This window comes from Cobetia sp. 29-18-1, from assembly GCF_029846405.1.
GTDB classification, from domain to species: domain Bacteria; phylum Pseudomonadota; class Gammaproteobacteria; order Pseudomonadales; family Halomonadaceae; genus Cobetia; species Cobetia amphilecti.
The window spans coordinates 47,366-72,796 of record NZ_JARWKS010000006.1; the positions used below are offsets into that span (position 1 = coordinate 47,366).

Annotated in this window: 23 protein-coding genes; 12 read left to right on the forward strand and 11 right to left on the reverse strand. The window is 60.9% G+C overall.

Going from position 1 to position 25,431, the window contains the following annotated elements; genetic code table 11:
- Window positions 1–9: 9 nt before the first annotated feature.
- On the reverse strand, window positions 10–1,338 hold the full coding sequence (locus QD208_RS06330) for a Na+/H+ antiporter NhaC family protein (protein WP_225996407.1): 1,329 nt from the start codon (window positions 1,336–1,338) through the stop codon (window positions 10–12).
- A 162-nt stretch (window positions 1,339–1,500) separates the two neighbouring features.
- Window positions 1,501–2,949, reverse strand: a complete 1,449-nt coding sequence (locus QD208_RS06335) for an aminotransferase (RefSeq protein WP_082388492.1) — start codon at window positions 2,947–2,949, stop codon at window positions 1,501–1,503.
- 284 nt (window positions 2,950–3,233) lie between these two features.
- On the opposite strand from QD208_RS06335, the gene QD208_RS06340 reads away from it, so the two are divergent.
- The 3 genes from QD208_RS06340 to QD208_RS06350 all read left to right on the forward strand — a co-directional run bounded on the left by QD208_RS06340 (window position 3,234) and on the right by QD208_RS06350 (window position 7,071).
- Window positions 3,234–4,490 carry a Zn-dependent hydrolase gene (locus tag QD208_RS06340; protein ID WP_052384357.1) on the forward strand — a complete coding sequence of 419 codons (1,257 nt, stop codon included), beginning with the start codon at window positions 3,234–3,236 and terminating at the stop codon, window positions 4,488–4,490.
- A 65-nt stretch (window positions 4,491–4,555) separates the two neighbouring features.
- A complete protein-coding gene (locus tag QD208_RS06345) occupies window positions 4,556–6,046 on the forward strand; it encodes an aldehyde dehydrogenase (protein WP_279836248.1) in 1,491 nt (496 codons plus the stop codon).
- 182 nt (window positions 6,047–6,228) lie between these two features.
- A complete protein-coding gene (locus QD208_RS06350; RefSeq protein WP_043332162.1) occupies window positions 6,229–7,071 on the forward strand; it encodes a helix-turn-helix transcriptional regulator in 843 nt (280 codons plus the stop codon).
- 146 nt (window positions 7,072–7,217) lie between these two features.
- Here QD208_RS06350 and QD208_RS06355 read toward each other — a convergent pair whose 3' ends face one another.
- The 3 genes from QD208_RS06355 to umuD all read right to left on the reverse strand — a co-directional run bounded on the left by QD208_RS06355 (window position 7,218) and on the right by umuD (window position 9,792).
- Complete coding sequence (locus QD208_RS06355; RefSeq protein WP_043332160.1) at window positions 7,218–7,802, reverse strand: NAD(P)H-dependent oxidoreductase; 585 nt, start codon at window positions 7,800–7,802, stop codon at window positions 7,218–7,220.
- A gap of 245 nt (window positions 7,803–8,047) precedes the next feature.
- Entirely contained in the window at window positions 8,048–9,322 is a 1,275-nt protein-coding gene (locus QD208_RS06360) for a Y-family DNA polymerase (RefSeq protein WP_043332341.1), read from the reverse strand.
- 8 nt (window positions 9,323–9,330) lie between these two features.
- Window positions 9,331–9,792: a translesion error-prone DNA polymerase V autoproteolytic subunit gene (gene umuD / locus QD208_RS06365; RefSeq protein WP_043332158.1), complete on the reverse strand. Its 462-nt coding sequence runs from the start codon at window positions 9,790–9,792 to the stop codon at window positions 9,331–9,333.
- 288 nt (window positions 9,793–10,080) lie between these two features.
- Here umuD and QD208_RS06370 point away from each other — a divergent pair, with 288 nt between their 5' ends.
- Entirely contained in the window at window positions 10,081–11,289 is a 1,209-nt protein-coding gene (locus QD208_RS06370; RefSeq protein ID WP_279836249.1) for a glutamate carboxypeptidase, read from the forward strand.
- A 112-nt stretch (window positions 11,290–11,401) separates the two neighbouring features.
- Here the strand turns inward: QD208_RS06370 and QD208_RS06375 are convergent, their stop codons facing one another.
- The 3 genes from QD208_RS06375 to QD208_RS06385 all read right to left on the reverse strand — a co-directional run bounded on the left by QD208_RS06375 (window position 11,402) and on the right by QD208_RS06385 (window position 14,921).
- Window positions 11,402–11,713 (reverse strand): putative quinol monooxygenase, encoded by a 312-nt coding sequence (locus QD208_RS06375; protein ID WP_043332154.1) that lies wholly within the window; start codon window positions 11,711–11,713, stop codon window positions 11,402–11,404.
- Between the two features lie 226 nt (window positions 11,714–11,939).
- A complete protein-coding gene (locus tag QD208_RS06380; RefSeq protein WP_043332153.1) occupies window positions 11,940–13,430 on the reverse strand; it encodes a CoA-acylating methylmalonate-semialdehyde dehydrogenase in 1,491 nt (496 codons plus the stop codon).
- Window positions 13,431–13,571: 141 nt separating this feature from the next.
- Window positions 13,572–14,921 carry an aspartate aminotransferase family protein gene (locus QD208_RS06385; protein WP_192838113.1) on the reverse strand — a complete coding sequence of 450 codons (1,350 nt, stop codon included), beginning with the start codon at window positions 14,919–14,921 and terminating at the stop codon, window positions 13,572–13,574.
- 201 nt (window positions 14,922–15,122) lie between these two features.
- Here QD208_RS06385 and QD208_RS06390 point away from each other — a divergent pair, with 201 nt between their 5' ends.
- The gene (locus QD208_RS06390) at window positions 15,123–16,109 is read left to right on the forward strand and encodes a LysR family transcriptional regulator (RefSeq protein WP_279836251.1); all 987 of its coding nucleotides are present in this window, start codon (window positions 15,123–15,125) and stop codon (window positions 16,107–16,109) included.
- Between the two features lie 151 nt (window positions 16,110–16,260).
- Here the strand turns inward: QD208_RS06390 and QD208_RS06395 are convergent, their stop codons facing one another.
- Complete coding sequence (locus QD208_RS06395; protein ID WP_043332149.1) at window positions 16,261–17,163, reverse strand: LysR family transcriptional regulator; 903 nt, start codon at window positions 17,161–17,163, stop codon at window positions 16,261–16,263.
- A 122-nt stretch (window positions 17,164–17,285) separates the two neighbouring features.
- Between QD208_RS06395 and QD208_RS06400 the strand changes: the two genes are divergently transcribed.
- The 7 genes from QD208_RS06400 to QD208_RS06430 all read left to right on the forward strand — a co-directional run bounded on the left by QD208_RS06400 (window position 17,286) and on the right by QD208_RS06430 (window position 23,130).
- A complete protein-coding gene (locus tag QD208_RS06400; protein ID WP_175090287.1) occupies window positions 17,286–17,576 on the forward strand; it encodes a putative quinol monooxygenase in 291 nt (96 codons plus the stop codon).
- A gap of 118 nt (window positions 17,577–17,694) precedes the next feature.
- A complete protein-coding gene (locus QD208_RS06405; RefSeq protein ID WP_175090286.1) occupies window positions 17,695–18,423 on the forward strand; it encodes a glycine betaine ABC transporter substrate-binding protein in 729 nt (242 codons plus the stop codon).
- 138 nt (window positions 18,424–18,561) lie between these two features.
- Window positions 18,562–19,728, forward strand: a complete 1,167-nt coding sequence (locus QD208_RS06410; protein WP_279836253.1) for an L-dopachrome tautomerase-related protein — start codon at window positions 18,562–18,564, stop codon at window positions 19,726–19,728.
- A gap of 336 nt (window positions 19,729–20,064) precedes the next feature.
- Window positions 20,065–21,078, forward strand: a complete 1,014-nt coding sequence (locus QD208_RS06415) for a zinc-binding alcohol dehydrogenase family protein (RefSeq protein WP_175090284.1) — start codon at window positions 20,065–20,067, stop codon at window positions 21,076–21,078.
- A 157-nt stretch (window positions 21,079–21,235) separates the two neighbouring features.
- Window positions 21,236–21,631, forward strand: a complete 396-nt coding sequence (locus QD208_RS06420) for a VOC family protein (RefSeq protein ID WP_279836254.1) — start codon at window positions 21,236–21,238, stop codon at window positions 21,629–21,631.
- Between the two features lie 215 nt (window positions 21,632–21,846).
- Window positions 21,847–22,284, forward strand: coding sequence for an RcnB family protein (locus tag QD208_RS06425; protein WP_279836255.1), 438 nt, complete (start codon window positions 21,847–21,849; stop codon window positions 22,282–22,284).
- A gap of 417 nt (window positions 22,285–22,701) precedes the next feature.
- Window positions 22,702–23,130, forward strand: coding sequence for an RcnB family protein (locus QD208_RS06430; RefSeq protein ID WP_175090282.1), 429 nt, complete (start codon window positions 22,702–22,704; stop codon window positions 23,128–23,130).
- A gap of 129 nt (window positions 23,131–23,259) precedes the next feature.
- Here the strand turns inward: QD208_RS06430 and QD208_RS06435 are convergent, their stop codons facing one another.
- Together QD208_RS06435 and QD208_RS06440 are read right to left on the reverse strand one after the other, a co-directional pair.
- The gene (locus QD208_RS06435; protein WP_279836256.1) at window positions 23,260–24,651 is read right to left on the reverse strand and encodes an amidase family protein; all 1,392 of its coding nucleotides are present in this window, start codon (window positions 24,649–24,651) and stop codon (window positions 23,260–23,262) included.
- Window positions 24,648–25,331 (reverse strand): DUF2848 domain-containing protein, encoded by a 684-nt coding sequence (locus tag QD208_RS06440; protein WP_052384353.1) that lies wholly within the window; start codon window positions 25,329–25,331, stop codon window positions 24,648–24,650. The genes QD208_RS06435 and QD208_RS06440 overlap by 4 nt, the downstream gene beginning before the upstream one ends.
- Window positions 25,332–25,431 lie beyond the last annotated feature (100 nt).

Sequence of the window (25,431 nt, forward strand, 5' to 3'; positions counted from 1 at the left end):
ATGTTCGTCTCACAGGTAGCCGGCGGCAAGGAAGATAAGCGCGGATATCGATGCCGCGATCAAGACGTAAGGCAGTTGGGTCAAGGCATGCGACATGGGAGAGCAGCCACTGCCCTGTGCCGAGAGCACTGTGGAGTCACCATAGAAGCAGGCGTGACTGCCGAAGGCGCTGGCCGAGATCAGTGCGCCCACGACCAGTGGCATGTTGGCATCCATGCTCATGGCGAGCGGCAAGACGATCGGCATTGCCACCGCAAAGAGGCCCCAGAAAGAGGCGGTTGCAAAGGCCAGCAAGGCCATGGTCAGGAAGATGACCATCGGCAGCAGCCCCGGCGTCATGATGGGTTGCACATGAGTGATGACGAATGTGGTCAGCCCCAGGGTGTCATTGACCTCTTTCAGGAAGAAGCCGGCAACCAGTGTTCCCAGAGGCAGCAGCATCGATTTGAAACCTTCCAGTGCCGTGTCGAAGGTGTCATTGAAGCTGAGCAGACGCTGCGCAAAGATCATCACGAACAGTACCAGCAGTGCCACTATCACGCCGCGTAGAATGTCAGTGTCGAAATACCAGGTGAAGAAGACCAGCGCGAACATCGGCACCAGGAAGTTGAGCAGGTGTGGCGGTGTCTTGCCGGTATCTTCGACTTCCAGTGTCGTGTCAGTGCTGTCATCGGGGATGGTCTGCCCAGAGGCGGCACGCAGTTCGGCGGCTTTCATCGGGCCGATATTGGGAATCCAGCCCATGGCGACCATCGGTACGATAGCTGCCGCTACCCAGGCGTAGAACATGTAAGGAATGGCTTCGATATACATGGATATGCCATTTCCCGGGATGCCATTTTCTTCCAGCAGGCCCGAAAAGAAGACTGCCCAGGTCGAGAAGGGTACCAATACACAGACTGGTGCAGCGGTGGAGTCGACGATGTAGGCGAGTTTTTCGCGTGAGATGTTGAATCTATCGGTAATCTTCTTCATCGAGGCGCTGATGGTCAGCGCATTCAGATAGTCATCGACGAAGATCACCAGGCCCAGCACCCAGGTTGCCAGCAAGCTTTGATTCCTGGTCCGGATTCGGCTGCCAAGTGCTGCCCCGAAGCTGAGTACACCGCCTGTCTTTACCAACAAGGCGATGAAGCTGCCAAATAGACCACATACGAGAATGATCCAGGTGACGGTATCGTTGGCCAGCACCGTCAGCATGGTATCTGCGCCATCTGAAATGGCATTGTAAGGGTCAATCATCAACAAGCCGACGATTGCCCCTGTCATGAGTGATTCGATTGTCCTGCGTGTAATGAGCGCCATGATGAGCACGATGCCTGTGGGGATCAGGCTCATGTATCCAAAATTGTCCATAACATACCTTTTGTCATTATAATTTTTTATACATATGTGACGGCCGATGCCGCTGGCGCAGCGAAGTTCAAGGGCCAGCGGCAATGTCGGCAACACGCGATAACCTGGGCGAGGCCGCGTCACATCAATCCATTTTCTGGACTGTTACAGATAACCGTCTTGCGTGAGTGATTCGGTGACTGCCGAGAATGAGGCATCGAGGATGGCCACGACCTGATCGATCACGGCTTCATCCCAGATCAACGGCGGAGAGATGATGTTGAGGTGGCCGACAGGGCGAATGATCAAGCCTCGCTTCTGTGCTTCTGCAGCGACCCTATCCCCGACACGTGCTTCCAGTGGCAAGAGCTCGCCGGTTGTCTTGTCTGCCACATTTTCCAAGCACATCATGAAGTTACTGCCGCGAACGTCGCCAACGGTAGCGTGATGCTTCAGGGTTTTCAACTGCGCCTCAAGATAGGGGCCGACTCGCTGGATGTTTTCGCACAGCGCTTCTCTTTCCATGATCTCGATGTTCTTGAGCGCGGCGGCACAGCTGACCGGATGGCCTGAATAGGTAAACCCTGTACTCAATACACCACCTTTACCCTGGGGAGTACCCAGCACCTCATAGAGGGAGTCTGAAATCAGCGTTGCGCCAAGCGGCACATAGCCTGAGGAAAGTCCCTTGGCGCAGGTAATGATGTCCGGGCTGAGACCGAAGACCTTTTCGCTGCTGAAGAAGTGGCCGAGACGTCCGAAGGCTGTCACGACTTCATCGACGATCAACAGGATGTCGTGCTGGCGGCAGAGGGCCTGCATGCGAGTGTGGTAACCCTCGGGAGCGACGAGAACACCGCCTGCGCCCATGATGGGCTCCATGATGAAAGCGGCGATATTGTCAGCGCCCAGTGTTTCGATTCTGTTCTCGAATTCATTCACCAGTTGGTCGCAATAGTCAGCTTCACTCATGCCCTTCGGACGACGATAACAGTTGGCTTCGCTGAGATAGCTGACATGGGAGTCCAGGGTATCGAACATCCAGTTGTTGCTTTCGATGCCTGTCAGGGTGGCCGCCATGTAGGTGGTACCGTGATAGGCATTCTTGCGGGAGATGATCTTCTTCTTCTGCGGCTTTCCGATACGGTTGTAGTAGTAATGCACCAGACGAATGGCGACATCATTCGCGGTGGAGCCTCCACAGGTATAGAAGACGTGGTTGAGGTGTGCCGGTGCCAGACTGGCAAGCTTGGCCGATAATTCCGCTGCCGGAATATTGGTCAGATTGTTGAAGGTAGAGAAGTAGGCCATGCGTGTGGCCTGTTCCGCCATCGCGTCACCAATTTCCTTGCGACCATGCCCCACGTTCACGCACCACAGCCCCGCAATACCATCGATGAAACGGTTGCCTTCGATATCTGACACGTAGATACCGTCGCTATCACTGATGATGTCGCAACCCTGCTCGTGGAAGGTCGAGAAGTCAGTGAAGGGGTGGATGAAGTGATCTCTGTCCTTCTCCCAGACAGCTTGAGCATCGCCGCTCAGGCCATGGGCAGAATGTTCGGATGGTGCATCGATAGATGAGGTGTGATCCAGAGTGTTGGTGGTCATCAGTGTTGTCTCTTGTTGTTGGTGATGGCGGAGAGCCAGCGATTGTCTGGGGTCTGGTGTCATGCAGCGTGCCAAGCGCTCTTCACTGTCGCTCTCGCTGCAATCGTTCACTGGAACCAGCGTATCCAGATCGGATAGCCGCCCGGTATATCCCAATGGGGGTATTCCGCTCCTGGTGCGTGAGTTTCTAAGGTGACGGTCTACACGATGTGACGGCGGGGTGCTGAGTGACAGGTCGGTACACGCCCATCGACATACGGACACAAGAACAAGAGGACGCAAGCATGCAGGCAGTTGCACAAGAGGTTCAGCCGTTCAGGATCGACCAGCAACGTCTCTGGGATAGCCTGATGGATATGGCGAAGATCGGGGCCACGGCCAAGGGCGGCTCCTGTCGTCTTGCGTTCAGCGAGGAGGATACCCAGGGGCGCCGCCTGCTGATGCAGTGGTGCGAGGCACTTGGTTGCGAGATGCGTGTCGATGAGGTCGGAAACCTGTTCATTCGTCGTGAGGGCAGCGAGCCGTCGCTGGCCCCGGTCTCGACCGGCAGCCACCTGGACACTCAGCCCAAGGGCGGACGTTTTGATGGCATTCTCGGTGTACTGGCAGGACTTGAGGTTTTTCGAGTGCTGGATGCGCAGGGCATTGTCACGCGCCGGCCACTGGAATTGATCGTATGGGGCAATGAAGAAGGCAGTCGCTTCTCCCCGGCGATGGTAGCGTCCGGCACCTATGCGGGCGTCTTTGAGCCGACTTATACCCTGGCGCGTGAAGACAGCGCAGGCATTACCTATGGCGAAGCGCTGGCGAGCACCGGACTGCGCACGCCAGATTTCAAGACGGGCCCCAGGTTGGACAGTTATTTTGAGCTCCACATTGAACAGGGGCCGGTGCTGGAACAGGAAGGCAAGTCACTGGGGGTTGTCACCGGCGTTCAGGGAATTCGCTGGTTTGATGTCACGATTTCTGGTGTCGCGGCACATGCAGGGCCGACGCCGATGCGTTACCGCCGTGATGCGATGATGGCGGCTGCGCGCTTGATGGATCAGATCCACCAGCATGTGCAATCAGACCCGACAGGGAATGCACGTGTCACGGTGGGCACCCTGAATATTCCCTCCGCCTCGCGCAACGTCATTCCGGGCGAGGTCAGCATGACGGTGGACCTGCGCCATGTGAAAGAAGCCGAGCTTGAGACACTGGAAGCCACGTTCATGTCGATGCTTGAGAAGGTGTCGGAGGAATATGGTGTCAGTGTGACGCAGGAGCGCATCTGGAAGTCAGAAGTCGTCGACTTCGATGAGGCATGCATCGAGGTCGTCAGGCAGGCCGTCGCCAATCAGGATGCGCCCTCACGAGAGATGATGAGCGGTGCTGGCCATGACGCCGTCTATGTTTCGCGCGTGGCGCCGACGGCAATGATCTTCGTGCCGTGTCTCGATGGCATCAGCCACAACGAGGCGGAATATGCTTCACCTGAAGACTGTGCCCTCGGCTGCCAGGTACTGCTGGAATCCGTGCTGGCGCGTGCGGGTCGCTGATTTCTCCACCGTTGCCATCCCGTTCTCACGTCTTTTCCGCCACAGTCATCCCTCGGAGCCATACCATGCCACTCACTCATGCCCAATGGCAGCAACGTGCCAGCCAGCTGTCCTTTGAAACTCGCGCCTATCTCGATGGCGAGTTCACACACGCCGCCAGTGGCAAGACCTTTCCCTCTCTCAATCCTGCGACGGGCGACACTCTGGCGCAGGTGGCCCGCTGCGAGGCGCCCGAGGCAGAACGCGCCGTGGCTTGTGCCAGAGCTGCCTTCGACAAGGGCGATTGGTCGCGGCTGGCACCGGCAGCCCGCAAGCGCACCTTGCTGCATCTGGCAGAACTCATCGCCGAGCATCAGCAGGAGCTCGCACTGCTCGATACACTCGACATGGGCAAGCCGATCACCAGTGCGCTGGGCGATGTGGCCTCTGCCATTGAATGTCTACGCTATACCGCGGAGTCCCTGGACAAGCTCTATGGTCAGGTCGCGCCGACCGGCGAAGAGGCGTTGGGACTGATCGTGCGTGAACCCCTGGGCGTGGTCGTCTCCATCGTGCCCTGGAACTTCCCGCTGATGATGACGATCTGGAAGATTGCTCCAGCCTTGGCGACTGGCAACAGTGTCATTCTCAAACCCTCCGAGAAGTCATCGCTCTCGGCGCTGCGCCTGGCGCAACTGATCGCGCTGACGGAGATACCCAAGGGAGTCTTTCAGGTACTGCCAGGCTTCGGCACAGATGTCGGTAAGGCGCTGGCGCTTTCGATGCAGGTCGATGCCATTGCCTTTACTGGCTCGACTCAGGTGGGCAAGCTTCTGACGCAATATGCGGGTCAGTCGAATCTGAAACGGACTTTCCTCGAGTGTGGTGGCAAGAGCCCGAATATCGTGTTCGAAGACTGTGCTGACATCCCGTGCGTTGCACGTCAGGCCGCTGCCGCCATCTTCCATAATCAGGGAGAGGTTTGCATCGCAGGTTCTCGCCTGTTGGTGCATAACCGTATTCGCGAGCCATTCGTTCGTGCGCTGTGTGAAGCTGCCAGGAGCATGCAGCCGGGGGACCCATTGGACCCGCAAAGCTTCATGGGCGCCATCGTCGATCAGGAACAGTACGACAAGATTGCCAGCTACATTGCGCTCGGTGAGCAGCAAGGGGCAAGACGTGAGGCGATCATCACGGATGACAATCGCCAGGTTGAGGGCTGTTTCATAGCGCCGATCATCTTCACTGGCGTGACGGCAGACATGGCCATCGCCAACGAGGAAATCTTTGGCCCGGTTCTCGCCGTCATGGGGTTTGATGATGAGGAAGAAGCGATTGCGATCGCCAATGACTCTGACTATGGGTTGGCAGCAGGGCTCTGGAGTCAGGACGTCAACCGGGTGATTCGTGTCGCGCGCCGATTGCAGTCTGGACAGGTCTATATCAACAACTGGGCAGGGCCGGACATGACGATGCCCTTTGGTGGTGTGAAGCAGTCCGGCAATGGCCGCGACAAGTCACTGCAGACACTCGGTGAATATACCGAGACGAAGTCCATCTGGTTGGCCATTACCTGAATGGTGGTGGCGGGGATGATCCGTGCTGGACGTTCTGACACGAACAAGCGTCTTGCAATGAAAGCGCCAGGCTCATGCCTGGCGCTTTCATTGGCGTTCGGGGCGTGATGGCTCCGGATGCGCCAGCGTTATACCTTCGTTGGCTATGCTAGGATGTCTCGATACGTCACCAGGGTCGGCTCATGATTCACAAAGAGTTGTTGTGCGCTCCAGAACTATCGAGCTGGCATTGCGTGCTGGCGAAGCTGATGACATCGGCATCTTCGGCGGAATTCCCTCGCTTGCTGCAGGACGTCTTCCACGACATTCTGCCTTTTGACACGATACTGGTCAGCACCTACAAGCAAGGGTGCGCACCCATCCTGATCTACGACAATTATCCTCCTGAGCGTCGGCAGCAGGGGGTAGAACGTTATATTGGCGATGCCTACATATTGGATCCCTTCTATACCTCGACCCAGCAAAGCTGTCGTCCCGGCGTCTACCGCCTGAGTGAGCTGGCGCCTGATTGCTTCGAAGACAGTGAGTACTACAAGCATTATTACGGCGCGTTGGGACTCAAGGATGAAATTGGCATCTTCATACAACTGCCCGGCGACATCGTGATGGTGTTTTCGCTGGGATTGCATGAGACCTCTCTGCCGCTGACTCGAAAATCACTGCTGGCGCTCAAGAACCTGCAACCGATCATCGAGCCCCTCGCGCGCGAGTATTGGAAGTGGCAGGGCGTCAGTTTCGTGGATCGCCTGGAGCATCATGAGCCGGTAGAGGCCGCCTTCGATAGCTTTGGTGATGGTCTTCTGACGCAGCGTGAGCAGGACATCGTCAAGTTGTTGCTGGCCGGACACTCCACCAAATCTGCCGCGCGTGAACTCGCAATCAGCGATGGCACCGTCAAGGTACATCGCAAGCATATCTATCAGCGTCTGGCCGTTTCGAGCCAGGCCCAGATGTTCCGCCTGTTTCTGGATCACGTCTCGCTCGTCTCTCGCCAGAGCGGGGCACTGAGCCAGGTCGGGCCTTGATAGGTTTCCTCGAGCGCCGGATTATCGCTACTTGATGGCTGAATGACGGCTACTCAACGACGAAAGGCTGCCCATGGGCAGCCTTTCGTGTATTCGAGAGCTTGGGAGAGGCGTCATCAGCTCAGACTGTATGACGCCCCGAGCCTTCAGGCGCGGCCGACGTGCTCGCGCAGGTGCGTGCGGTAGGCCTGGGTGTAGGCTGCCAGGTCAGGATTCTTGATTACATCAGTGGCCAGGTAGGTCGGCAAGGCCGTCATGCCGAGGAATTCCATCGCCTTGTGCACCGGGAAGTAGACGCCATCGATGCCCTTGCCCTCGAAGAAGTTGCCTTCTTCATCAAAGGCCTCAAGTGGCGCATTCCAGGTCAGTGACAGCATGTACTGGCGGCCCTGCATCAAGCCGCCAGTGCCATAGCCCTGGGTCGGACTGGTGCGATGACGCCCATCGCTGGCATATAGAGAGCCGTGGCCCTCAGTCAGGATGTCATCGAGATACTTCTTCACGGTCCACGGCAGACCCATCCACCAACCTGGGGTCTGATAGATGATCAGGTCCGCCCACAGCTGCTTCTCGATTTCCGCCTTGGCCTCGAAGCCTTCCTCGATGACGGTTTCACGCACTTCATGACCCAGCTCGGCCAGCTCACCGCGCGCCAGCTCATGCAGCGTCGCGTTCAGCTCGCCATTGGAATGGGCAAAGGCCTTGCCGCCGTTGATCAGTAGAATCTTCATGCCGGGTACTCCACAACTGTTGGCTTTTCAGCAATGGCGCACAGCATGAGTGTTCGCAAGTCATTGATAAAGCGGCGCTGGCGTAAAACACCTTTGCTGTGGGTGCAACAATCCGATCAGGTTGCGCGCGATATCTACGCATTCACTCCCTTCATGCCTTCTGCGGTATGAGCGCCGAGGAAAGGGATTGTATTGCTGATGGTTGGGGCACTCGGAATTGCGCTCAGAGCTTTCGGCCAAGTCCACTAACGCAACCGCTTCAATTCCTGCCAGTTGGTGGTGTAGCGGGCGCTGCGGTGGGCGCAGCGCAGTTGCCAGGCGGCGTCGGGGCGTGCGACGCCCAGACGCACGGTGCCGCGGCCCATCTTCTGATTCATGGCGTCCAGTGTCGCCATCAGCTGCTGACTGCGTTCACGCCTGGCGATATCCGCTTCGTCGTCGAGCAACGAGAGTTGCTCGCGTGGCTGGTCGATGAGGTCGAGCAGCATCACGCCAGCCTTCATGAAGCGATAACCGCGCAGGTAGATATGCTCCAGCGCCTGTTGCGCGGCGGCGAGTATCTCGCGGCTGTCATTGGTGGGGGCGGGCAGCTCGACGATGGTGCTGGGTGAGTATTGCGGCAGGTCGGGTCGGTGGCGATTGCTCTTGAGGAAGACCAGCACGGCGCGTGTCAGGCTGCCTTGATGGCGCAGCTTCTCGGCGCCGCGCTGGGCATGTTGGCGGATGGCGTCCCTGAGTTCATTCAAGTCACCGGTCATGCGCCCGAAGGAGCGCGAGGTCATGATGCGCTGGCGAGCGTCATCGGCATCATTCATCTCGAAGCAGGGCGTGCCTTGCAGTTCGCGCGCGGTGCGTTCCAGTACCACGGAATACCGCTGGCCGATGGCGCGCGGGTCGGCGCAGCGCAGGTCCCAAGCAGTGTGCAGGCCTTGCAGTGCCAGGCGTTCGACCAATCGTCGGCCCACGCCCCAGACATCGCCCAGTGGCGTATCGGCCAGCAGGCGCTGGGTGCCGACTTCATCGGGTTCCAGCACGCAGACACCGCCGAATTCCGGACGTTTCTTGGCAGCGCGATTGGCCAACTTGGCCAGCGTTCGAGTTGGCGCGACCCCGACACATACGGGAATGCCGGTGAACTTGCGGACATTACGGTGCAGGGTGCGGCTCAATGTCAGCATCGAGTTGCGATCAAAGCCATCGAAACGCACGAACATCTCATCGATGGAGTAGGGCTCGACCCCGGCGGAATATTCCTCCAGCACCTCACGCACGCGCGCCGACATGTCGCCATACAGCTCATAGTTGGAGGAGAGCAGGTGGATGCGCCCCTCACGGACGAGTGACTGTAGCTGGAAGGCGGGGGTGCCCATCTCCACGCCCAGCGCCTTGAGTTCGTTGGAGCGCGCGATCACGCAGCCGTCATTGTTGGACATCACGCCGACAGGGCGGCCCTCCAGGCGCGGGTCGAACACTCGCTCGCAGCTGGCGTAGAAGTTGTTGCAGTCGACCAGTCCGATCATCGGCGTCTTCATACCGCGTATTCGTGGATGACGGAACGCACCACCCCCCAGACCTGGCATTCGAGGTCGAAGATCGCGACCGGCGGATACAGAGCATTGCCGGAGCTCAGATAGGGGCGCTGACCGATCAGCTCATAACGCTTGACCACCACCTCACCCTCGACCAGTGCCACCACGATATGCCCGGGGCGGGCATCGATGGAGCGGTCTACCACCAGGGTGTCACCCTCATAGATGCCGAAGCCTTCCATGCTGTCACCCGCCACCGTCATGAAGAAGGTCGCTGCCGGGCGCTTGATCAGCCGCTCGTTGAGGTCCAGCGTGCGCCCCGCGTAATCCTCGGCCGGCGAGGGGAAGCCGGAAATGCCAGCGCGCCCCGTGATGTGAGGGTGCGGCAGCGCACAGGGCTCCGGCGCTGGATGAGGGCGAGCCAGCGAGGCGTGGGACGGTTGAGCGGCAGATACGGTCATGGGTGGGGTCTCCTTTCGATACTGTATTCATATACAGTATCGGCGCTGAGAAGCCCTCAGGCAACCGATAATCCCTGCGAGTGCTGCACATTCACGAGACGCAGATCAGATGAAGTGCACCTGTGTTCAATGGTGGACGGCAGGTAAAGCTGCTAGCAGAAAAAATTTCCCGGTAGGCCTCGCGTTTGCGTTTGCCTGATATCCGCCTTACCTTCGTTATTCCTTATATAACAATATTAGAGGTGGAAAATGCGGCTTCCGATGTTGGCGGTGGGTTTGGCATGCGGTATGTGCAGTGCCAGTGCGCAAGCGGCGGACTATCAGGATGTGCAGGATGCCGTCGAGCAACAGCGAGCGCCTCTGCTGGAGACGCTGGAATCACTGGTCAACTTGGATTCGGGAACGGGCTACCGTGAAGGCTTGAATGACGTTGAGGCAATGCTGACCCAGCATCTCGAAGCGCTTGGCGCACAGGTGGAAACGCACCCTGCCAAGACCTATGGCGGCAATACGATTGTCGGTCGCCTGCAGGGAGATGGCAGTCGCAAGATAATGTTGATGATTCACTACGACACCGTCTTCGATGAAGGCGCCGCCACGGAGCGTGCCTTCCGTATCGAGGATGGGCGTGCCTATGGCCCGGGCGTGGGCGATGCCAAGGGTGGCGCAGCCGTTATTCTGCACAGTCTCGAGGCGCTGAAGTCGCTCGGGTTTGATGACTATGGCCAGGTGACGGTTGTCTTCAATCCTGATGAGGAGAAGGGCTCGCCGGGCTCGCATGACCTGATTCATGAGCTATCGGCAGATCAGGATGCCGTGCTGGTATTCGAGCCTACCTTCGCTGACCCGGGAGTCGATGCCGTCACCATCGTCACCAAGGGCATCAACTATGCGTTTCTCGAGGTGAAGGGCCGTGCTTCCCATGCCGGTGGCGCACCAGAGGAAGGGCGCAACGCCATCATGGAGCTGTCTCATCAGCTGCTGCAGTTGGATGAGCTTGATGATGCGGACAAGGAGACGACGCTCAACTGGACGATCGTCGAGGGCGGCGTCAAGCGCAACGTGATTCCGGAGCATGCCAGGGCGGAAGGTGATATGCGCTACTTCGATAGCAGCGAGTATCAGCGTGTCCTGGAAGAAGCGCAGGCCATCACGAAGAACCAGTTGATCGATGATACCGAAGTGGAGTTCCACCTCGAGAAGGGGCGTCCGCCGCTGCCTGACAATCCGCAGAGTCAGCAGCTGGCCGAGCAGGCCCAGAAGATCTATCAGGAGTTGGGGCAGACACTGCAAGCGGTCGAGATCGGTGGCGGCACCGATGCAGCCTACGCCTATCATGCAGATTCCGATAAACCAGCAGTGCTCGAATCCCTGGGTCTCGTCGGCGGCGGCTACCACAGCGATCAGGAGTTCGTGCTGGTCGATAGCGTCGTGCCACGCCTTTACCTGACGACACGAATGATCATGCAGTTGTCCGAGGATCAGCCGCAGGAGTGAAACCGGGGCTGTAGCGGTAAATGATATGCCGTCATGGCAGCAAACCCGATAAAAAAGCCCGGCCTCCTGGAGGCCGGGCTTTTTTGGGGCTTTCCCAGTGCTGTTCTGTCTATCAGCCCGCCGGGCTCAGGATGCGGATATCGCCATCGGCGATCCAGTCACCGGCGTTGTCGCGGAAGCGCTGCATGTGTTCGGTCTCACGGTGGGCCTGCAGCGCATCGTGGGATTCCCAGGCTTCCACCACGGTGATGGTGTCGGGGCGTGGGTCGTTGTCCTTGTCGGCGGCGCGTTCGGAGTCCAGACACGGGTGGTAGGCGTGGCAGCCATCTTCCTCGCGCACGGTGGGCGCGACGGCGCAGAGTTCATTGAAGACATCCTGAACGTGGCCTTCCTTGGCGGTAACGGTGGCGATTACCCAGATCATCTTGGCTCCTTGTGACGGTACTGACCGCCGATGTTGTCGGAATTCTCGTGATGAGATGTCCTGACTATGTGGAGCCGTTTCTGGCCACTGCAAGGGGCAGGGGCTGACTGCCGGCATGACCCTGCATGATTAGCACACGAAAGCGCCGGACAGCAGGGCTGTCCGGCGCAGTTGTCATCAGACGATGATCCGCGTTCGTGATGGATCAGAATAAGAAGGCGATGGATCAGGACGGGAAGGCGAACTGGGCGCCTTCACGCAGACCGGCGGAAGGCCAGCGCTGAGTGATGGTCTTGCGGCGAGTGTAGAAGCGCACCGCATCCGGGCCGTAGGCGGACAGATCGCCGAACAGCGAGCGCTTCCAGCCCCCGAAGCTGTGATAGGCGACCGGTACCGGCAGCGGCACGTTGATGCCGACCATGCCGACCTGGATGTGATCACTGAAGTAGCGGGCGGCTTCGCCATCGCGGGTATAGATGCAGGTGCCATTGCCGTATTCGTGATCATTGATCAGCTGCATGGCGGCTTCCATCGAATCGGCGCGCACGACCAGCAGCACCGGGCCGAAGATCTCTTCCTGGTAGCAGGTCATCTCCGGGGTGACGCCATCGATCAGGGTGCCGCCGACGAAGAAGCCGTTCTCGCCGCCTTCGACCTGCGGATTGCGGCCATCGACCACCACCGTCGCGCCTTGCTGCTCGGCGCTGTCGATGTAGCCGACCACCTTGTCACGATGGGCCGCGGTGATCAGCGGGCCGAAATCATTGCCCTTGTCGCTGTAGATGCCGACCTTGAGGCCTTCCATCTGCTGCTTCATCTGCGCGATCAGCTTGTCGGCGGCGTCATCGCCCACGGCTACCGCGACGGATAGTGCCATGCAACGCTCACCGGAGGAGCCGAAGGCGGCGCCATTCAGTGAGTTGGCCACGTATTCCATGTCGGCGTCCGGCATCACGATGGCGTGGTTCTTGGCGCCACCGAGGGCCTGGCAGCGCTTGCCGTTGGCCGCGGCGCGGCTGTAGATGTATTCAGCGATCGGGGTGGAGCCGACGAAGCTGACCGCCTGGATGCGCGGGTCGTCCAGCAGCGTATCGACGGCTTCCTTGTCGCCATTGACGACATTCATGACGCCGGCCGGCAGACCGGCCTCCATCAGCAGCTCAGCGATGAACAGTGTGGAGGTCGGGTCGCGCTCGGAGGGCTTGAGGACGAAGGTATTGCCGCAGGCGATCGCCATCGGGTACATCCACAGCGGTACCATGGCCGGGAAGTTGAACGGCGTGATGCCGGCAACCACGCCCAGCGGCTGGAATTCGCTCCAGGAATCGATGCCCGGGCCGGTATTGCGGCTGTGCTCGCCCTTGAGCAGTTCCGGGGCGCTGCAGGCATATTCGACATTCTCGATGCCGCGCTGCAATTCGCCCAGCGCATCGTGACAGATCTTGCCGTGCTCCTGACCGATCAGGCGGGCGATCTCGTCGGCGTGTTCTTCCAGCAGCTGCTTGAAGCGGAACATCACCCGGGCGCGCTTGATCGGCGGCGTATTGCGCCACTCCGGGAAGGCGGCCTCGGCGGCCGCGATGGCTTCCTCGACCGTCGCCTTGCTGGCCAGGCGCACCTGACCGCCGACTTCGCCGGTGGAGGGATTGAAGATGTCCTGGGTACGGCCTTCGCTGTGATCGATGTTGCCGTTGATGAGGTGTCCGAGCGTCTTCATTGGGTGGGCTCCCTGAGATGACTTGTGAAATGAATGGCGATGAATGAAGTGGTGTTGATCGTCAGTTCTGAATGTTGATGGTCAGTCTTGAACGTCGATCACCAGCCTTGAGCGTCGACCGTCAGTCTTGAGCGGTGGCCGTCAGTCCTGGGCGGCGAAGGCATCGCCGAGGGCATTGATCAGGCGGTCCAGCTCGTCGTGTTCGGTGATGAACGGCAGGCCCAGCTGGATGGTGTCGCCGCCGTAACGGACATAGAAACCGGCCTTCCAGCAGTGCATGGCAATCTCATACGGGCGCCGCGCCGGCTCGCCGGGATAGGCCTCGACCTGCAGGGCACCGGCCAGGCCGTAGTTGCGGATGTCGCTGATGTAGCGCGTGCCCTTGAGCTCGTGCAGCTTCTTCTCGAATACCGGACTCAGCTCGCGGACGCGGGAGATGAGCTGGTCGTTCTCGAGCACGTCGAGGGCTGCCAGCGCCGCGGCACACGCCACCGGGTGACCGGAATAGGTGTAGCCGTGGGGAATCTCCATCATGTAATCGGGGCCGCCGTTGTCCATGAAGGTCTGGTAGATGTCGCCCTTGACGACCACGGCGCCCATCGGCACCGCGCCATTGGTGATCTGCTTGGCGACGTTGAGGATGTCCGGCGTGACCCCGAATTCCTCGGCGCCGCTCATGGCGCCCATGCGTCCGAAGCCGGTGATGACCTCATCGAAGATCAACAGGATGTCGTGCTGGTCGCATATCTCGCGCAGGCGCTTGAGATAGCCTACTGGCGGTGGCAGCACGCCGGCGGAGCCTGCCATCGGCTCGACGATGACAGCGGCGATGTTGGAGGCATCATGCAGCGCGATCAGCTCCAGAAGCTCATCGGCGCGCTCGGCACCGGTCCTGGGCATGCCGGGCGTGAAGACATTTTCCTTGAGCAGGGTATGCGGTAGGTGATCGGCATCGACCCCCTGACCGTAGAGCGAGCGGTTGGCCCCGATGCCACCGACGCTGAAGCCCCCGAAGTTGACGCCGTGATAACCCTTGCTGCGCCCGATCAGCTTGGTCTTGGTCGGCTTGCCTTTCTTGCGCCAGTAGGCACGCGCGATCTTCAGTGAGGTGTCGGCACTCTCGGAGCCGGAGCCGGTGAAGAAGACGTGATCCAGCCCCTCGGGCATCAGCGTCTTGATGCGATGCGCCAGCTCGAAGGCCTTGGGATGGCCGTACTGGAAGGCGGGCGCGTAATCCAGCTCGCGCAGCTGCGCGCTGACCGCCTCGGCGATTTCCGGGCGGCAATGGCCGGCACCGCAGGTCCAGAGGCCTGACAGGCCATCGAAGATCTGGCGGCCCCGGGAGTCCGTGAAGTAGGCCCCCTGCGCCTTGGTGATGATGCGCGGGTCCTGCTTGAACTGGCGGTTGGCCGTGTAGGGCATCCAGTAGGCATCGAGCTGCTCCTGGCTCAAGCCTGCCTGGGCGGAAGGGGATGTATCGAAGGCGGTCATGATGTCTCCCACAGAGTGTGTTGTTGTTGGTTCTCGGCTCCTGTCCAAATAGATTAGGAAGTCCTTTTGGTAAGATAAATGCCATTGTCTTTACCTTCAGGAAAGCATTTACTTAACTTTCCGCTGGCGTTCGCTACGCCATCTCGGCGCAGTCAGGCGCCGTCTGGCGCGGAACCGTTCAACAACAGGAGGCGCGGGCCTATGCGAGGTGAGGTCATGCGGGGGCAGCTCGGCGATACCGACCTGCGTCTGCTGCGTATCTTTCGCAAGGTAGTGGAGTGCGGTGGCTTCTCGGCGGCCGAGATCGAGCTCAACATCAGTCGCTCCGCCATCAGCATGGCGATGAGTGACCTGGAGACGCGGCTGGGCCTCAAGCTCTGTCAGCGCGGGCGCAGCGGGTTTGCTCTCACCAATGAGGGGCGGGAAGTCCACGAGGCCGCGATGCAGATGCTGGCGGCGGCAGAGGGCTTTCGCACACGCATCAATGGCCTGCATGCCTGGCTCAAGGGCGAGCTGAACATCGGCATCACCGACAATCTGGTCACCATGCCCGAGATGCACATCACGGATGCGCTGAGTGCGCTGAAAGGGCACGGCCCGGAGGTGATGATCAACATCCGCATGATTCCCCCCAACGAGATCGAGCGTGCCGTGCTGGATGGCCGCCTGCATACCGGGGTGATCCCGACGCTCAAGACGCTGCCGGGGCTCGAGTATCGCTCGCTCTACGAGGAAACCTCCTGCCTTTACTGCGCGCGGGGCCATGTGCTGTTTCGTGAACCCCAGGCGGGCGATACCCTCGCGCGGGGACGTCCGGTGGGCGAGGAAGAGATTCGCCAGCATGATGCGGTGCTGCCGGCCTACGCGCAGACGCCTGCGATCAAGGCGCTGCACGAGCCGCTCAAAGCCGCCGCTTCCGCGACTGACCGCGAGGGCATCGCCTTCCTGGTGCTTTCCGGGCGCTATCTCGGCTATCTGCCCACCCACTATGCCGAGCGCTGGGTGCGCGATGGCCAGATGCAGGCGCTCAGCCCGGTGGCCAACTCCTATGTCACCTATTACAGCGCCATCACGCGCAAGAGCCGCCCGCCCAATCTGGTGCTGGAGCGTTATCTGACGGAGCTGGATGCCCTGCGCCAGGCGAAACCGGCCCGAAGAACGCAGGCGGCGAGGGAGAGCAAACCATGAACAAGCCCAGGCGTGCCGGGGTCAGAGAAGTCGCCCAGCTGGCGGGTGGAAGCAGCTATACGCTCTTAAGGAGACGGTGGCTAGTGTAGGGTGCCGGATGATGAAAGCTCCCCCCGCAGCCTTTGGTTGCCGGGGGCTTTTGCGTTTCAGGCTATTGCGGATGCGATAGTGATTCGCTGAAGGTCTCGACCAGGTGCTGGGCAAATGCCTGCACGCGACGAGGTTGGGCGCGCGCCGGCGGAAACAGCAGCTGCAGCGGCGAGGGCGGCGCGGCATGTTCCGGCAGCAGTTCGATCAGGCGACCCGCACGCAGATCCTCCTTCACATCGACTTCCGATTTCAGGGCGATGCCCAACCCTTCCAGGCACCACTGGCGCACCAGTTCGCCGTCATTGGCGATCCGGTTGCCACTGACGGTGACGATCTGCGGCACCTTGTGGCTGCCGAAGCGCCACTCGTTGTCGAGGCTCTTGCCGAAGCGCATCACCAGGCAGTTGTGGTGCTTGAGGTCCACCGGCGTCAGCGGCGCAGGATGCTGCGCCAGATAGGCGGGGGAGGCGCATAGCAGGCGGCGTTTCTGGCCCAGATGCCGCACGCGCAGCGTACTGTCCATGATGGTGCCGAAGCGCAGGGCAAGATCGATCCCCTGGCCGACGATATCCACGTAGCTGTCTGACAGCAGCAGTTCTATCTCGATGGTGGGGTGCAGATGCTGGAATTCGGTGATGGCGCGTGACAGGGCATTGCGGCCCAGGTCGCTCGGCGCACTGACGCGAATGCGGCCGGTGAGAGTCTGGGCGCCCAGGCGGATGCGGGTCTCCAGTTCCGAGACGCTGTCGAGCAGGCCGCGAGCTTCTTCCATCAGTGTCCGGCCTTCTTCGGTCAGGCTGATGGCGCGCGTGGTGCGGTTGAGCAGCACCACCCCGTAATGGGCTTCCAGCGCGGCGAGGCGCTCGGACACGGTGGTGGGCGACAGCCCCGTCTCGCGTCCTGCGGCGGTCAGACTGCCTTTCTCGATGATGGTCAGGAACAGGGCGATATTATCCAGCAGCATTGTACGGTTTTTCCGAATTATCTTTGCGTAAGTTGGATGTTTATACGGATGAGGCTTGTGGCTAGGATGACCACATCGCTTGCGCAACTCAAGCTTCCCGATCACGCCACGGAGTGTCTTTCATGACCCAGCTGACCGTCATCGCCAATATCCATGCCAAGCCGGACCAGATCGAGCAGGTCAAGGCAGCGCTTCTGGCACTGGTGCCCATCACCCGTGCCGAGGAAGGCTGCCTTGGCTACACCCTGCACCAGAACAACGATAACCCGGCGCATTTCACCTTTCATGAGAATTGGGCCTCGCGGGAACTCTGGCAGCAGCACATGCAGGCCCCACACCTGGAAAAGTATGTGGCAGCGACCGAAGGCGCGGTCAGCGAATTCACCCTGCATGAAATGACGGCCTTCGACTGAGAGGCGGGCCTGGGCCCTGGATATGGGCTCTGGCCCTGGATAAAGGCCCTGGCTTACCACCGCGGCCATGCAGGCCTGCTCGCTTTCTTTCTCTTTCAACAACCCACTCGAGGCAGTCATGACAGACCCCATCCGTATCGGCCATATCGCGTTGTCCTTCCATGAGGCCAGTGCTCGGGAAGTGGCGCGTGTTCTGGAGAGCCACGGCCATGAGGTGACCTTCGCCTCTGCTCCCCACGAAGAGGCCTTCGCGATGCTGGGGCGAGGGGAGGTCGACATTCTGGCCTCCGCCTGGTTGCCGTCGAGTCATGAGACCTACCTGGCCCCCATGCTGGATGACGTCGACAAGATCGCCGTCATCTATGAGCCGTATTGCATCTGGGGAGTGCCGGATTACGTGCCACAAAGCGCGGTGGCAAGCGTCACGGACCTGCTGCGGGAACCGGCGCTCAGCAAGATGGAGCTGATCATCCAGGGCATCAATCCGGGGGCCGGCATCAGTCGCTTCTCGGCCGAGATGATCAAGCAATATGGTCTGGACGCCGCCGGGTATGTCTTCCGCACCGGCAGCGAAGCGGACTGCTTCGATCGTTACGAAGCGGCGGTGGTGCAGGGACGTTGGGTCGTGGTGCCGCTGTGGCATCCGCAGTTTCTGCATCACCGCTACCGGATTCGCGCCCTCAAGGAGCCCAAGGGGCTTCTGGGTACCCAGGATGACGCCACGCTGGTGGTGCGCAAGGAGGCTCGCATGCGCATCGGCGCCGCGGCCCTCAAGGACCTCTCTCAGCTCTACATCGGCAATCCTCGCTTGAGCGAACTGGAAGACGACCTGCGTCGCCGCGCCTGATTTATCGCACCTGATTTATCTCGCCTGAATCTCGACAAATCCCGGGCGATGGCCACGTCACCGCCCAGTCTCTTCATCTCATCATCATCGACCCTGCCGGTGCAGCGCACAGCGCCAACCGGCGGGCAAGGAGCCCCCATGCCGTTTTCTCGCCTCAAGACAGCCATTCTCATCGCCTCGCTGGGCGTTGCCACTGTCGCCGGCGCCGCGCAGGCGGCCGCTGACAGCACGGCCGTGCCCCCCCAGAATGCGCAAGCCGCCTCCCTGCGCGACGGCACGCTGACCACCGTCGCCGAATATTCGGACACCCGCCCCGGCAACATCACCTTCACGCCGGATGGCCGCTTGATCATGTCCCAGCAGCCTCTCGATGCACCGGCGCTGCGCGTGGTCGAGATCACCCAGGACGGCAAGCGTGTGCCGTTCCCGAACCTGGACTGGGCCGATGGCCCGGAAAAGGGCGAGGTCGGCATCGCCTCGATTATCGGCGTGCACTCCGACAGTCAGGGCGTGGTGTGGATGCTCGACATGGGCAGCCAGGACAGTGCGCCCAAGCTGGTGGGCTGGGATACCCGCAGTGATTCGCTCCAGAAGGTGATTTCGCTTGCCGGTGACAGCGTGCTGCCGATCTCCTTCCTGCAGGATTTCGTCATCGATGAGCAGCGCGGCAAGATCTATATCGCTGACATGACCTTTACCGCTCCGGCCTCCAGCATGAAACCGGCCTTCGTGGTGGTGGATATCGCCAGCGGCAAGACGCGTCGCGTGCTGCAGAGCGATGAAAGGCTGATACCGGTGGAACACGACATGGTCATCAATGGCCATCTGATGGCGGCCAAGGGCGACAAGAATGGTGAGCCGAAGCCCTGGTACCTGGGCTTGAACGCCATCGCCTTCGATCCGGCGGACGACGTCGTCTATTTCGGTGGCGTGAACGGCAGTGAGATCTATCGCCTGCCGGCGGCTGAGCTGGCCGATGACACTGCCACTGAGGCGGAACTGGCTCGCGCCATCACGCCTTACGCCCCCAAGCGCCCCAATGATGGCTTCATCTTCGATGCCAAGCGCGGCGGCATCATCGCCGGTGACGCAGAGCACAACGCACTTACCTTCTCATCGCCGGAGGGCATGTCGGTGATCGCCCAGGATGACGAGCGTCTGCGCTGGCCGGATGGCTTCGCCTTCGCGCCGGATGGCAGTCTCTACCTCACCACCAACCAGCTGAACGCCCATCCGGCACTCAATCAGGGCGTGGATGGCAGTGACAAGCATTACTACCTGCTCAAGCTGACACCCGCCAACTGACCCTTGCTCCCTTGGGACTTGGTCCTCGGGCAACTCATTGCCTTGGCGTCATGGCTGCCTCGCTAACCTGTGATCTGCGCAGGACGTGTCTCACGACCGTCCTGCGTTGTCGTTTTTGTGTCTGGCCGGCGCATCTCGCATCGCAAGCCGATGACCCGTCGGCGTCTCCCTGCACGCAACACGCAAACTCGCGATACATTATCCGCTTTATCCGGATTAACCTTGCGGTCATGGGCTGTTTTTACGCCAAGGCCAGAGAGTTAACATGCTGTCATCGCATCACGGCACGGCCTTTCAGTGCTGCCGTGACTGACATGATCTTTAGGAGAGACTCTGATGAAAGCCATTGGTTACTACGTTGCCGGTTCCGTTGATCGTGACGACGCCCTGGTTGATATCGAACTCGAGACACCGGTCGCCACCGGTCACGACCTGCTGGTCAAGGTTGCCGCGGTGTCTGTGAATCCGGTGGATTACAAGATTCGTGAGAGCCGCGAGCCGGCCGCCGGCGAAGCCGCCGTCATCGGATGGGACGCCGTGGGCGAAGTCGTCGCCATCGGTGACCAGGTCACGGCCTTCGCCCCGGGCGACAAGGTCTGGTATGCCGGTGATCTCACCCGCGCCGGCACCAACAGCGAATTCCACCTGGTGGATGAGCGCATCGTCGGCCATGCGCCCAAATCCGTGGCGGCCCATGAGGCGGCTGCGCTGCCGCTGACCACGCTGACCGGCTTCGAGATGCTGTTCGATCGTCTGCGTGTCACCGAGCCGGTGCCGGGTGCTGCACGTGCCATCCTGATCATCGGCGGGGCCGGTGGCGTGGGCTCCATCACCATCCAGCTGCTGCGTGAGCTGACCGACCTGACCATCATCGCCACGGCGTCACGTCCCCAGACCCGCGAGTGGGTGAAGTCACTGGGCGCGCATCACGTCATCGACCACAGCCAGCCGCTGCCGGCCCAGATCGAGGCGCTGGGCATCGGTGCACCGGCCTTCGTGTTCTCGACCAACTTCTCCGAGCACTACGCGCCGCAGGTCGCCGAATTGATCGCGCCGCAGGGCCGTTTCGGCATGATCGATGACCCGGAGACCCTCGATGTGGTGCCGTTCAAGCCCAAGGCCGTTTCCATCCATTGGGAGCTGATGTTCACTCGTTCACTGTTCACTACCGCCGATATCACGCGTCAGGGCGAGATTCTCACCAAGGTGGCGGGTCTGCTGGACACTGGCAGAATCACCTCCACCGCGACGGAAACCTTCGGCACCATCAACGCCGAGAACCTCAAGCGCGCGCATGCCTTGCTGGAAAGCGGCAAGGCCAAGGGCAAGATCGTCCTCGAAGGCTTCTGATCGAAGCCACTGTCGAGGCGGTGATGTGAAAGGAGTGCGGCCGGGCAACCGGTCGCACTCCTTTTCGTGAAAGACACTCTCATTGCCACCCGGCACTCACAAGCCGCCTTGTCTGCTGGGGAGTGCCGGGTGGCTGATACAATGATGGAACCCTGTCATGGGCATACAGCGCCTTGATCATGTGAACCTGCGAACCGGACAGCTGAGTGCCATGCTCCAGTGGTATGGCGATGTGCTGGGGCTGCACAGCGGGCTGCGACCCGATTTCCCCTTCGCCGGTGCCTGGCTTTACGCCGGGGAGGTGGCGGTCATCCATCTCATCGACATCGGTTGCCGGCCAGCGATCAGCAGTGATGCCAGTCTCCGGCTTGAGCATTTCTCGCTTGCCGCCACGGATATCGAGGCATTCGAGGCGCGCCTGGTGGCGTCCCGTACGCACTATCAGCGGATCGCGCTCGCGGGTGGCGGGCTTGTGCAACTGCACATGCGAGACCCGGACGGCAATCATCTGCATCTCGATTTTGCCACCGCACCCTGCCGCGCCGTGGCCTGATCTGGCTCTTGGAGGTCATATCTGGCGCCAAGTGGCTGCCAGACTTGAGGAAAGCGTGTAGATCGTGTGTTATCCAACCGCAAATTGCGCCGCTGACGCGATAAGCTGATGGTAGGGAATGGCGATCTGGAACGCAGGGTACCCAGCCGCCAGCAACATGGCCTGAGCTGGACTCAGCACATCGCACGCATACGCAATCTGCCGAGGAGGCCAACATGGCGAAGCGGTCATTTGCGGTACTGACCCTGGTGTTGTCGTTGCTGGGTGCTGGCCTCGTGCAGGCTGACTCGGCGGGTGATGGCAATGATGACAAGGACGAGGAGCGTCTGCGCCAGAAGCATCATGATCTGGAAGGTCAGGTAAAGGCGCAGCGCGTTCAGGCGCAACAGATGCGGGAATTGAAGAAGATTCAGCACCAGGAAAAGCTGGCTGAGAAGAAAGCGGTGGCAGAGGCTTCGCCGGCACATGTCTGGAAGCGGGGCGGCAAGGTGCCGGACACTGTCGCCCGGGATGATGGCCTGCGGGTCGAGAACTGGCAGCAGCACAACCTCTCGGAACCCGGCGCCAACCAGCGCTGGCTGCAGCTCAAGAATGCCTTCGTGCTGATGAATACCGAAAGCCAAGTCATCGATGAGATCGTGCTCGAGCAGTGATGCCGCGGATAGCGATGACATTACCTATCACTGATGCAAGCTGTCCTCATCTGGCGACGCTCTGATGGGGCACCCACCCCCTTGCGACCATGGAATGCGCAGGCACCAATGCTTGCCACGCGCCATGGCGTGCCATATCAGCCATTACGAATATCTGCTTCTCGATGTCGTCATTGCGCAACAAGGATGCGTCAAATGGCGACAATTCGTTGCGAATTGTGCGCAAAAGTGGAGGTTGGCACGCTGGCTTGCCGTGGCGAACACGAGGCGATAGTGTTCTCTCATACCGTTTGTTAACACTGTTTCTTAACTCTGTTTCATGACCCCGTTTCATGACCCTGTCTCATGACTCCGTTTCATGACCCTGATTCACAGCCTCGGCATCCCTTGATGCCGAGTACGACGAGGAGGCCAGACATGCGCAATCGCACCCTGACCGTAATGATGATGATCTTCACCTTGATGACCGCGTCGCTGGCGCAGGCATCGCCCAACGACCGCGATAATCGTGGCGGTCAACACAACAGCCAAGGCAATCAGCACAACAGCCACGGCAATGGGCATCAGAAGAAAAAGCAGCAGACGCGTCACGACCAGTCTCAGCGCCATAATCAGCAAAAGCATCAGGCGCAGGCCAGGCATCAAGGTCAGAAGTCACACAACTGGCGTCGCGGTGACCATGTGCCGCGCAGCTACTACTCCAACAAGCGTTACTGGGTGAGTGACTGGCGTGCTCACAAGCTGTCTGCGCCGCCGCAGGGGCATCGCTGGTTGAACATCGATGGTCGCTATGTGCTGGCGGCCGTGGCGGGCGGTGCCATTACCGCGATCATTCTAAATCATTGAGGACAGTCAGACTGTCCGCGTCATGAAAAAGGGGCCTCCATCTGGAGGCCCCTTTTGCGTTTTGCGCTCGGCCGTCGCTGAGCTAAGCCATTGCTGTGGCAGCCATTGCTGCGCTCAGCCGGCACAGCACTATTGCGCGAGCAGTGTCTCCAGCGCCTGGGCGACGCGCAGCAGCGCCACATCCTGACCCTGAGGGCGCGACAGCATCAGGCCCAGCGGTTCTTCGTTCTGTGGTGCCGGCGCCGGAATCGAGATCGAGCTGGCATCCAGGTAGTTGAAGACGCTGGTGTTGCGCAGCGCGCGCTTGTTGAGCTGGGCGAAGAGCGCGCCATCCTGCTCCAGCAGGTCACGACGCGGGGCACGCATGGCAACGGTCGGCATCAGCACCGCATCGACGTCCTGCACCTGCTGAGCGAAGCGTTGCTGGATGGCGGTGCGCGGCCACAGGCGTGCCAGATACTCGCTGGAGGTGATGTCGCGCCCGCCGTTCAGGCGTTCGGCGATCAGCGGATCATACTGGGCTTCGTGGGCGGCCAGCAGTTCGTGATGCACGGCGGCCGCTTCCGGAATGACCAGGCCGCCGCGCTGATTGATGGCGTAAGCGGCCTCGATGGCCTCGACCGGTGCACGCTGGAGGCGAACCCCCAGCCCCTCGAGCCGTTCCAGCAGGGCGGCGAAGTCGGCGGCCACATCGGCGTCCACTTCACTGACCAGCTCGCTCTCCGGCACCAGCAGCGTCAGCGGGCGAGTGAGCGGCGTCGCGTCAGCGGCCTCACCGCTCAGGACTTCCCACAGGCGGCGACAGCAGGCGACGCTGGGCGCGATAGGGCCGATGCAGTCCAGGCTGGGTGACAGCGGGAAGGCGCCATCTCCCGGCACGCTGGCCTGTGACGGCTTGAAGCCGGTCAGGCCACAGAAGGCCGCCGGAATCCGCAGCGAGCCGCCGGTATCGCTGCCCAGGGTCGCGGCTGCCAGTCCGAAGGCGACGGAGGCGGCACCGCCGGAGGTCGAGCCGCCGGTGATGCGCTCGCCGTCGAAGGGGTTGGGCGGCGTGCCGACATGCGGGTTCAGGCCCAGGCCAGAGAACGCGAACTCACTCATGCTGGTGCGGCCGGCATGCAGGATACCGGCGGCTTTCAGGCGGCTCAGCGCCACAGCGTCCTGATCGGCTGGTTGGCTTCCTGCCAGTGCCCGCGAGCCTGCCAGCGTCGTCATGCCGGTCTCGTCGAAGAGGTCCTTGATCGAGACCGGAACACCCCCCAGCGGCAACAACGTCGCAGCCGCCTTGAGTTGCTGCTGTGCGGCGGCCTGCACGCTCATGCCAGCATCATCGCGGCTGATGATGCTGTGGCTTGCGCTCTCGCCCAGGGCCTGATGGCGCTCGGCAAGCACCGTGGCGGTCTGCTCGGGGCCGAAACTGCCTGTCTGATAGGCGGCCAGCAACTGCGTCAACGTGCGCTGGCGGGGCGGGCGTGCCCAGAATTCACGCGCCTGTTCAAGGCGCTTGTTCTCATCACTCATGCCACCACCTCAAGTTCTTCCACCTCGTAACGGTGCTCGATGCGACGACCGGTCTGCGGGTCGATCAGGCGCATGGTAAAGCTCGGGCTGGGGCGGATGCCACCGATCGCCGGCACGGTGCCGCACAGCAGCACGCTGTTGGGGGCCAGGCTGCCGTCCTTGGCGATGCCGGCCGGCAGGCGCTCCATCAGGGTGGCGACCGGCAGCAGCTCGGCGAGGGTGCCCTGCTGATAGCGCACGGTCTTGCCGGCGTCTTCGATCTCGCTTTCGATCTCGAGGCTGTCCCAGTGGTCGATGACCTCACTGAGCTTCCAGGCATGGCGGGCAATCGGCTTGGCGCACAGCTGCTTGGATTCGGCGACGCCGACGGCTTCGAGCTTGCGGTCGGTGTGGTCCGAGGCGATCGTCACCCACAGGGTGCCCTCGGCGTCGCTGACCAGACAGGTCTCGACCTCACCGGAGCCTTCGCCGCCGAGCATCGCGACCTGAGAGGCCTGGGTCAGGGTCTCGCGGGTCACGCGGTAAAACAGCGGGGTCTGGGAGGGCGGCGCCACGCCCAGCAGCTTGAGCTCGTCGATATGGTGCTGCACGCCCGCCTGGTCGCGTCCGGCCCAGCCGGCAATCGCGACGCGCTGGACATCAAGGGTGAATTCGCCGTTGTCATGGGTAAAGGTCAGCATGGGAATCGCTCCGTTATCGGGGGTTGTCGTTGTTCTGTGCAGGAAGTCTTGAGTGAACGGTGTTGCGTCAATGACACCTGCCGGCTTGCCAGCAGGTGTC

Coding starts and splice junctions, on each gene's coding strand:
- QD208_RS06330 (WP_225996407.1), bottom strand. CDS start 1,338: ATGAGCCTGATCCCCACAGGCATCGTGCTCATCATGGCGCTCATTACA.
- QD208_RS06335 (WP_082388492.1), bottom strand. CDS start 2,949: ATGACCACCAACACTCTGGATCACACCTCATCTATCGATGCACCATCC.
- QD208_RS06340 (WP_052384357.1), top strand. CDS start 3,234: ATGCAGGCAGTTGCACAAGAGGTTCAGCCGTTCAGGATCGACCAGCAA.
- QD208_RS06345 (WP_279836248.1), top strand. CDS start 4,556: ATGCCACTCACTCATGCCCAATGGCAGCAACGTGCCAGCCAGCTGTCC.
- QD208_RS06350 (WP_043332162.1), top strand. CDS start 6,229: ATGATTCACAAAGAGTTGTTGTGCGCTCCAGAACTATCGAGCTGGCAT.
- QD208_RS06355 (WP_043332160.1), bottom strand. CDS start 7,802: ATGAAGATTCTACTGATCAACGGCGGCAAGGCCTTTGCCCATTCCAAT.
- QD208_RS06360 (WP_043332341.1), bottom strand. CDS start 9,322: ATGATCGGACTGGTCGACTGCAACAACTTCTACGCCAGCTGCGAGCGA.
- umuD (WP_043332158.1), bottom strand. CDS start 9,792: ATGACCGTATCTGCCGCTCAACCGTCCCACGCCTCGCTGGCTCGCCCT.
- QD208_RS06370 (WP_279836249.1), top strand. CDS start 10,081: ATGTGCAGTGCCAGTGCGCAAGCGGCGGACTATCAGGATGTGCAGGAT.
- QD208_RS06375 (WP_043332154.1), bottom strand. CDS start 11,713: ATGATCTGGGTAATCGCCACCGTTACCGCCAAGGAAGGCCACGTTCAG.
- QD208_RS06380 (WP_043332153.1), bottom strand. CDS start 13,430: ATGAAGACGCTCGGACACCTCATCAACGGCAACATCGATCACAGCGAA.
- QD208_RS06385 (WP_192838113.1), bottom strand. CDS start 14,921: ATGACCGCCTTCGATACATCCCCTTCCGCCCAGGCAGGCTTGAGCCAG.
- QD208_RS06390 (WP_279836251.1), top strand. CDS start 15,123: ATGCGAGGTGAGGTCATGCGGGGGCAGCTCGGCGATACCGACCTGCGT.
- QD208_RS06395 (WP_043332149.1), bottom strand. CDS start 17,163: ATGCTGCTGGATAATATCGCCCTGTTCCTGACCATCATCGAGAAAGGC.
- QD208_RS06400 (WP_175090287.1), top strand. CDS start 17,286: ATGACCCAGCTGACCGTCATCGCCAATATCCATGCCAAGCCGGACCAG.
- QD208_RS06405 (WP_175090286.1), top strand. CDS start 17,695: ATGACAGACCCCATCCGTATCGGCCATATCGCGTTGTCCTTCCATGAG.
- QD208_RS06410 (WP_279836253.1), top strand. CDS start 18,562: ATGCCGTTTTCTCGCCTCAAGACAGCCATTCTCATCGCCTCGCTGGGC.
- QD208_RS06415 (WP_175090284.1), top strand. CDS start 20,065: ATGAAAGCCATTGGTTACTACGTTGCCGGTTCCGTTGATCGTGACGAC.
- QD208_RS06420 (WP_279836254.1), top strand. CDS start 21,236: ATGGGCATACAGCGCCTTGATCATGTGAACCTGCGAACCGGACAGCTG.
- QD208_RS06425 (WP_279836255.1), top strand. CDS start 21,847: ATGGCGAAGCGGTCATTTGCGGTACTGACCCTGGTGTTGTCGTTGCTG.
- QD208_RS06430 (WP_175090282.1), top strand. CDS start 22,702: ATGCGCAATCGCACCCTGACCGTAATGATGATGATCTTCACCTTGATG.
- QD208_RS06435 (WP_279836256.1), bottom strand. CDS start 24,651: ATGAGTGATGAGAACAAGCGCCTTGAACAGGCGCGTGAATTCTGGGCA.
- QD208_RS06440 (WP_052384353.1), bottom strand. CDS start 25,331: ATGCTGACCTTTACCCATGACAACGGCGAATTCACCCTTGATGTCCAG.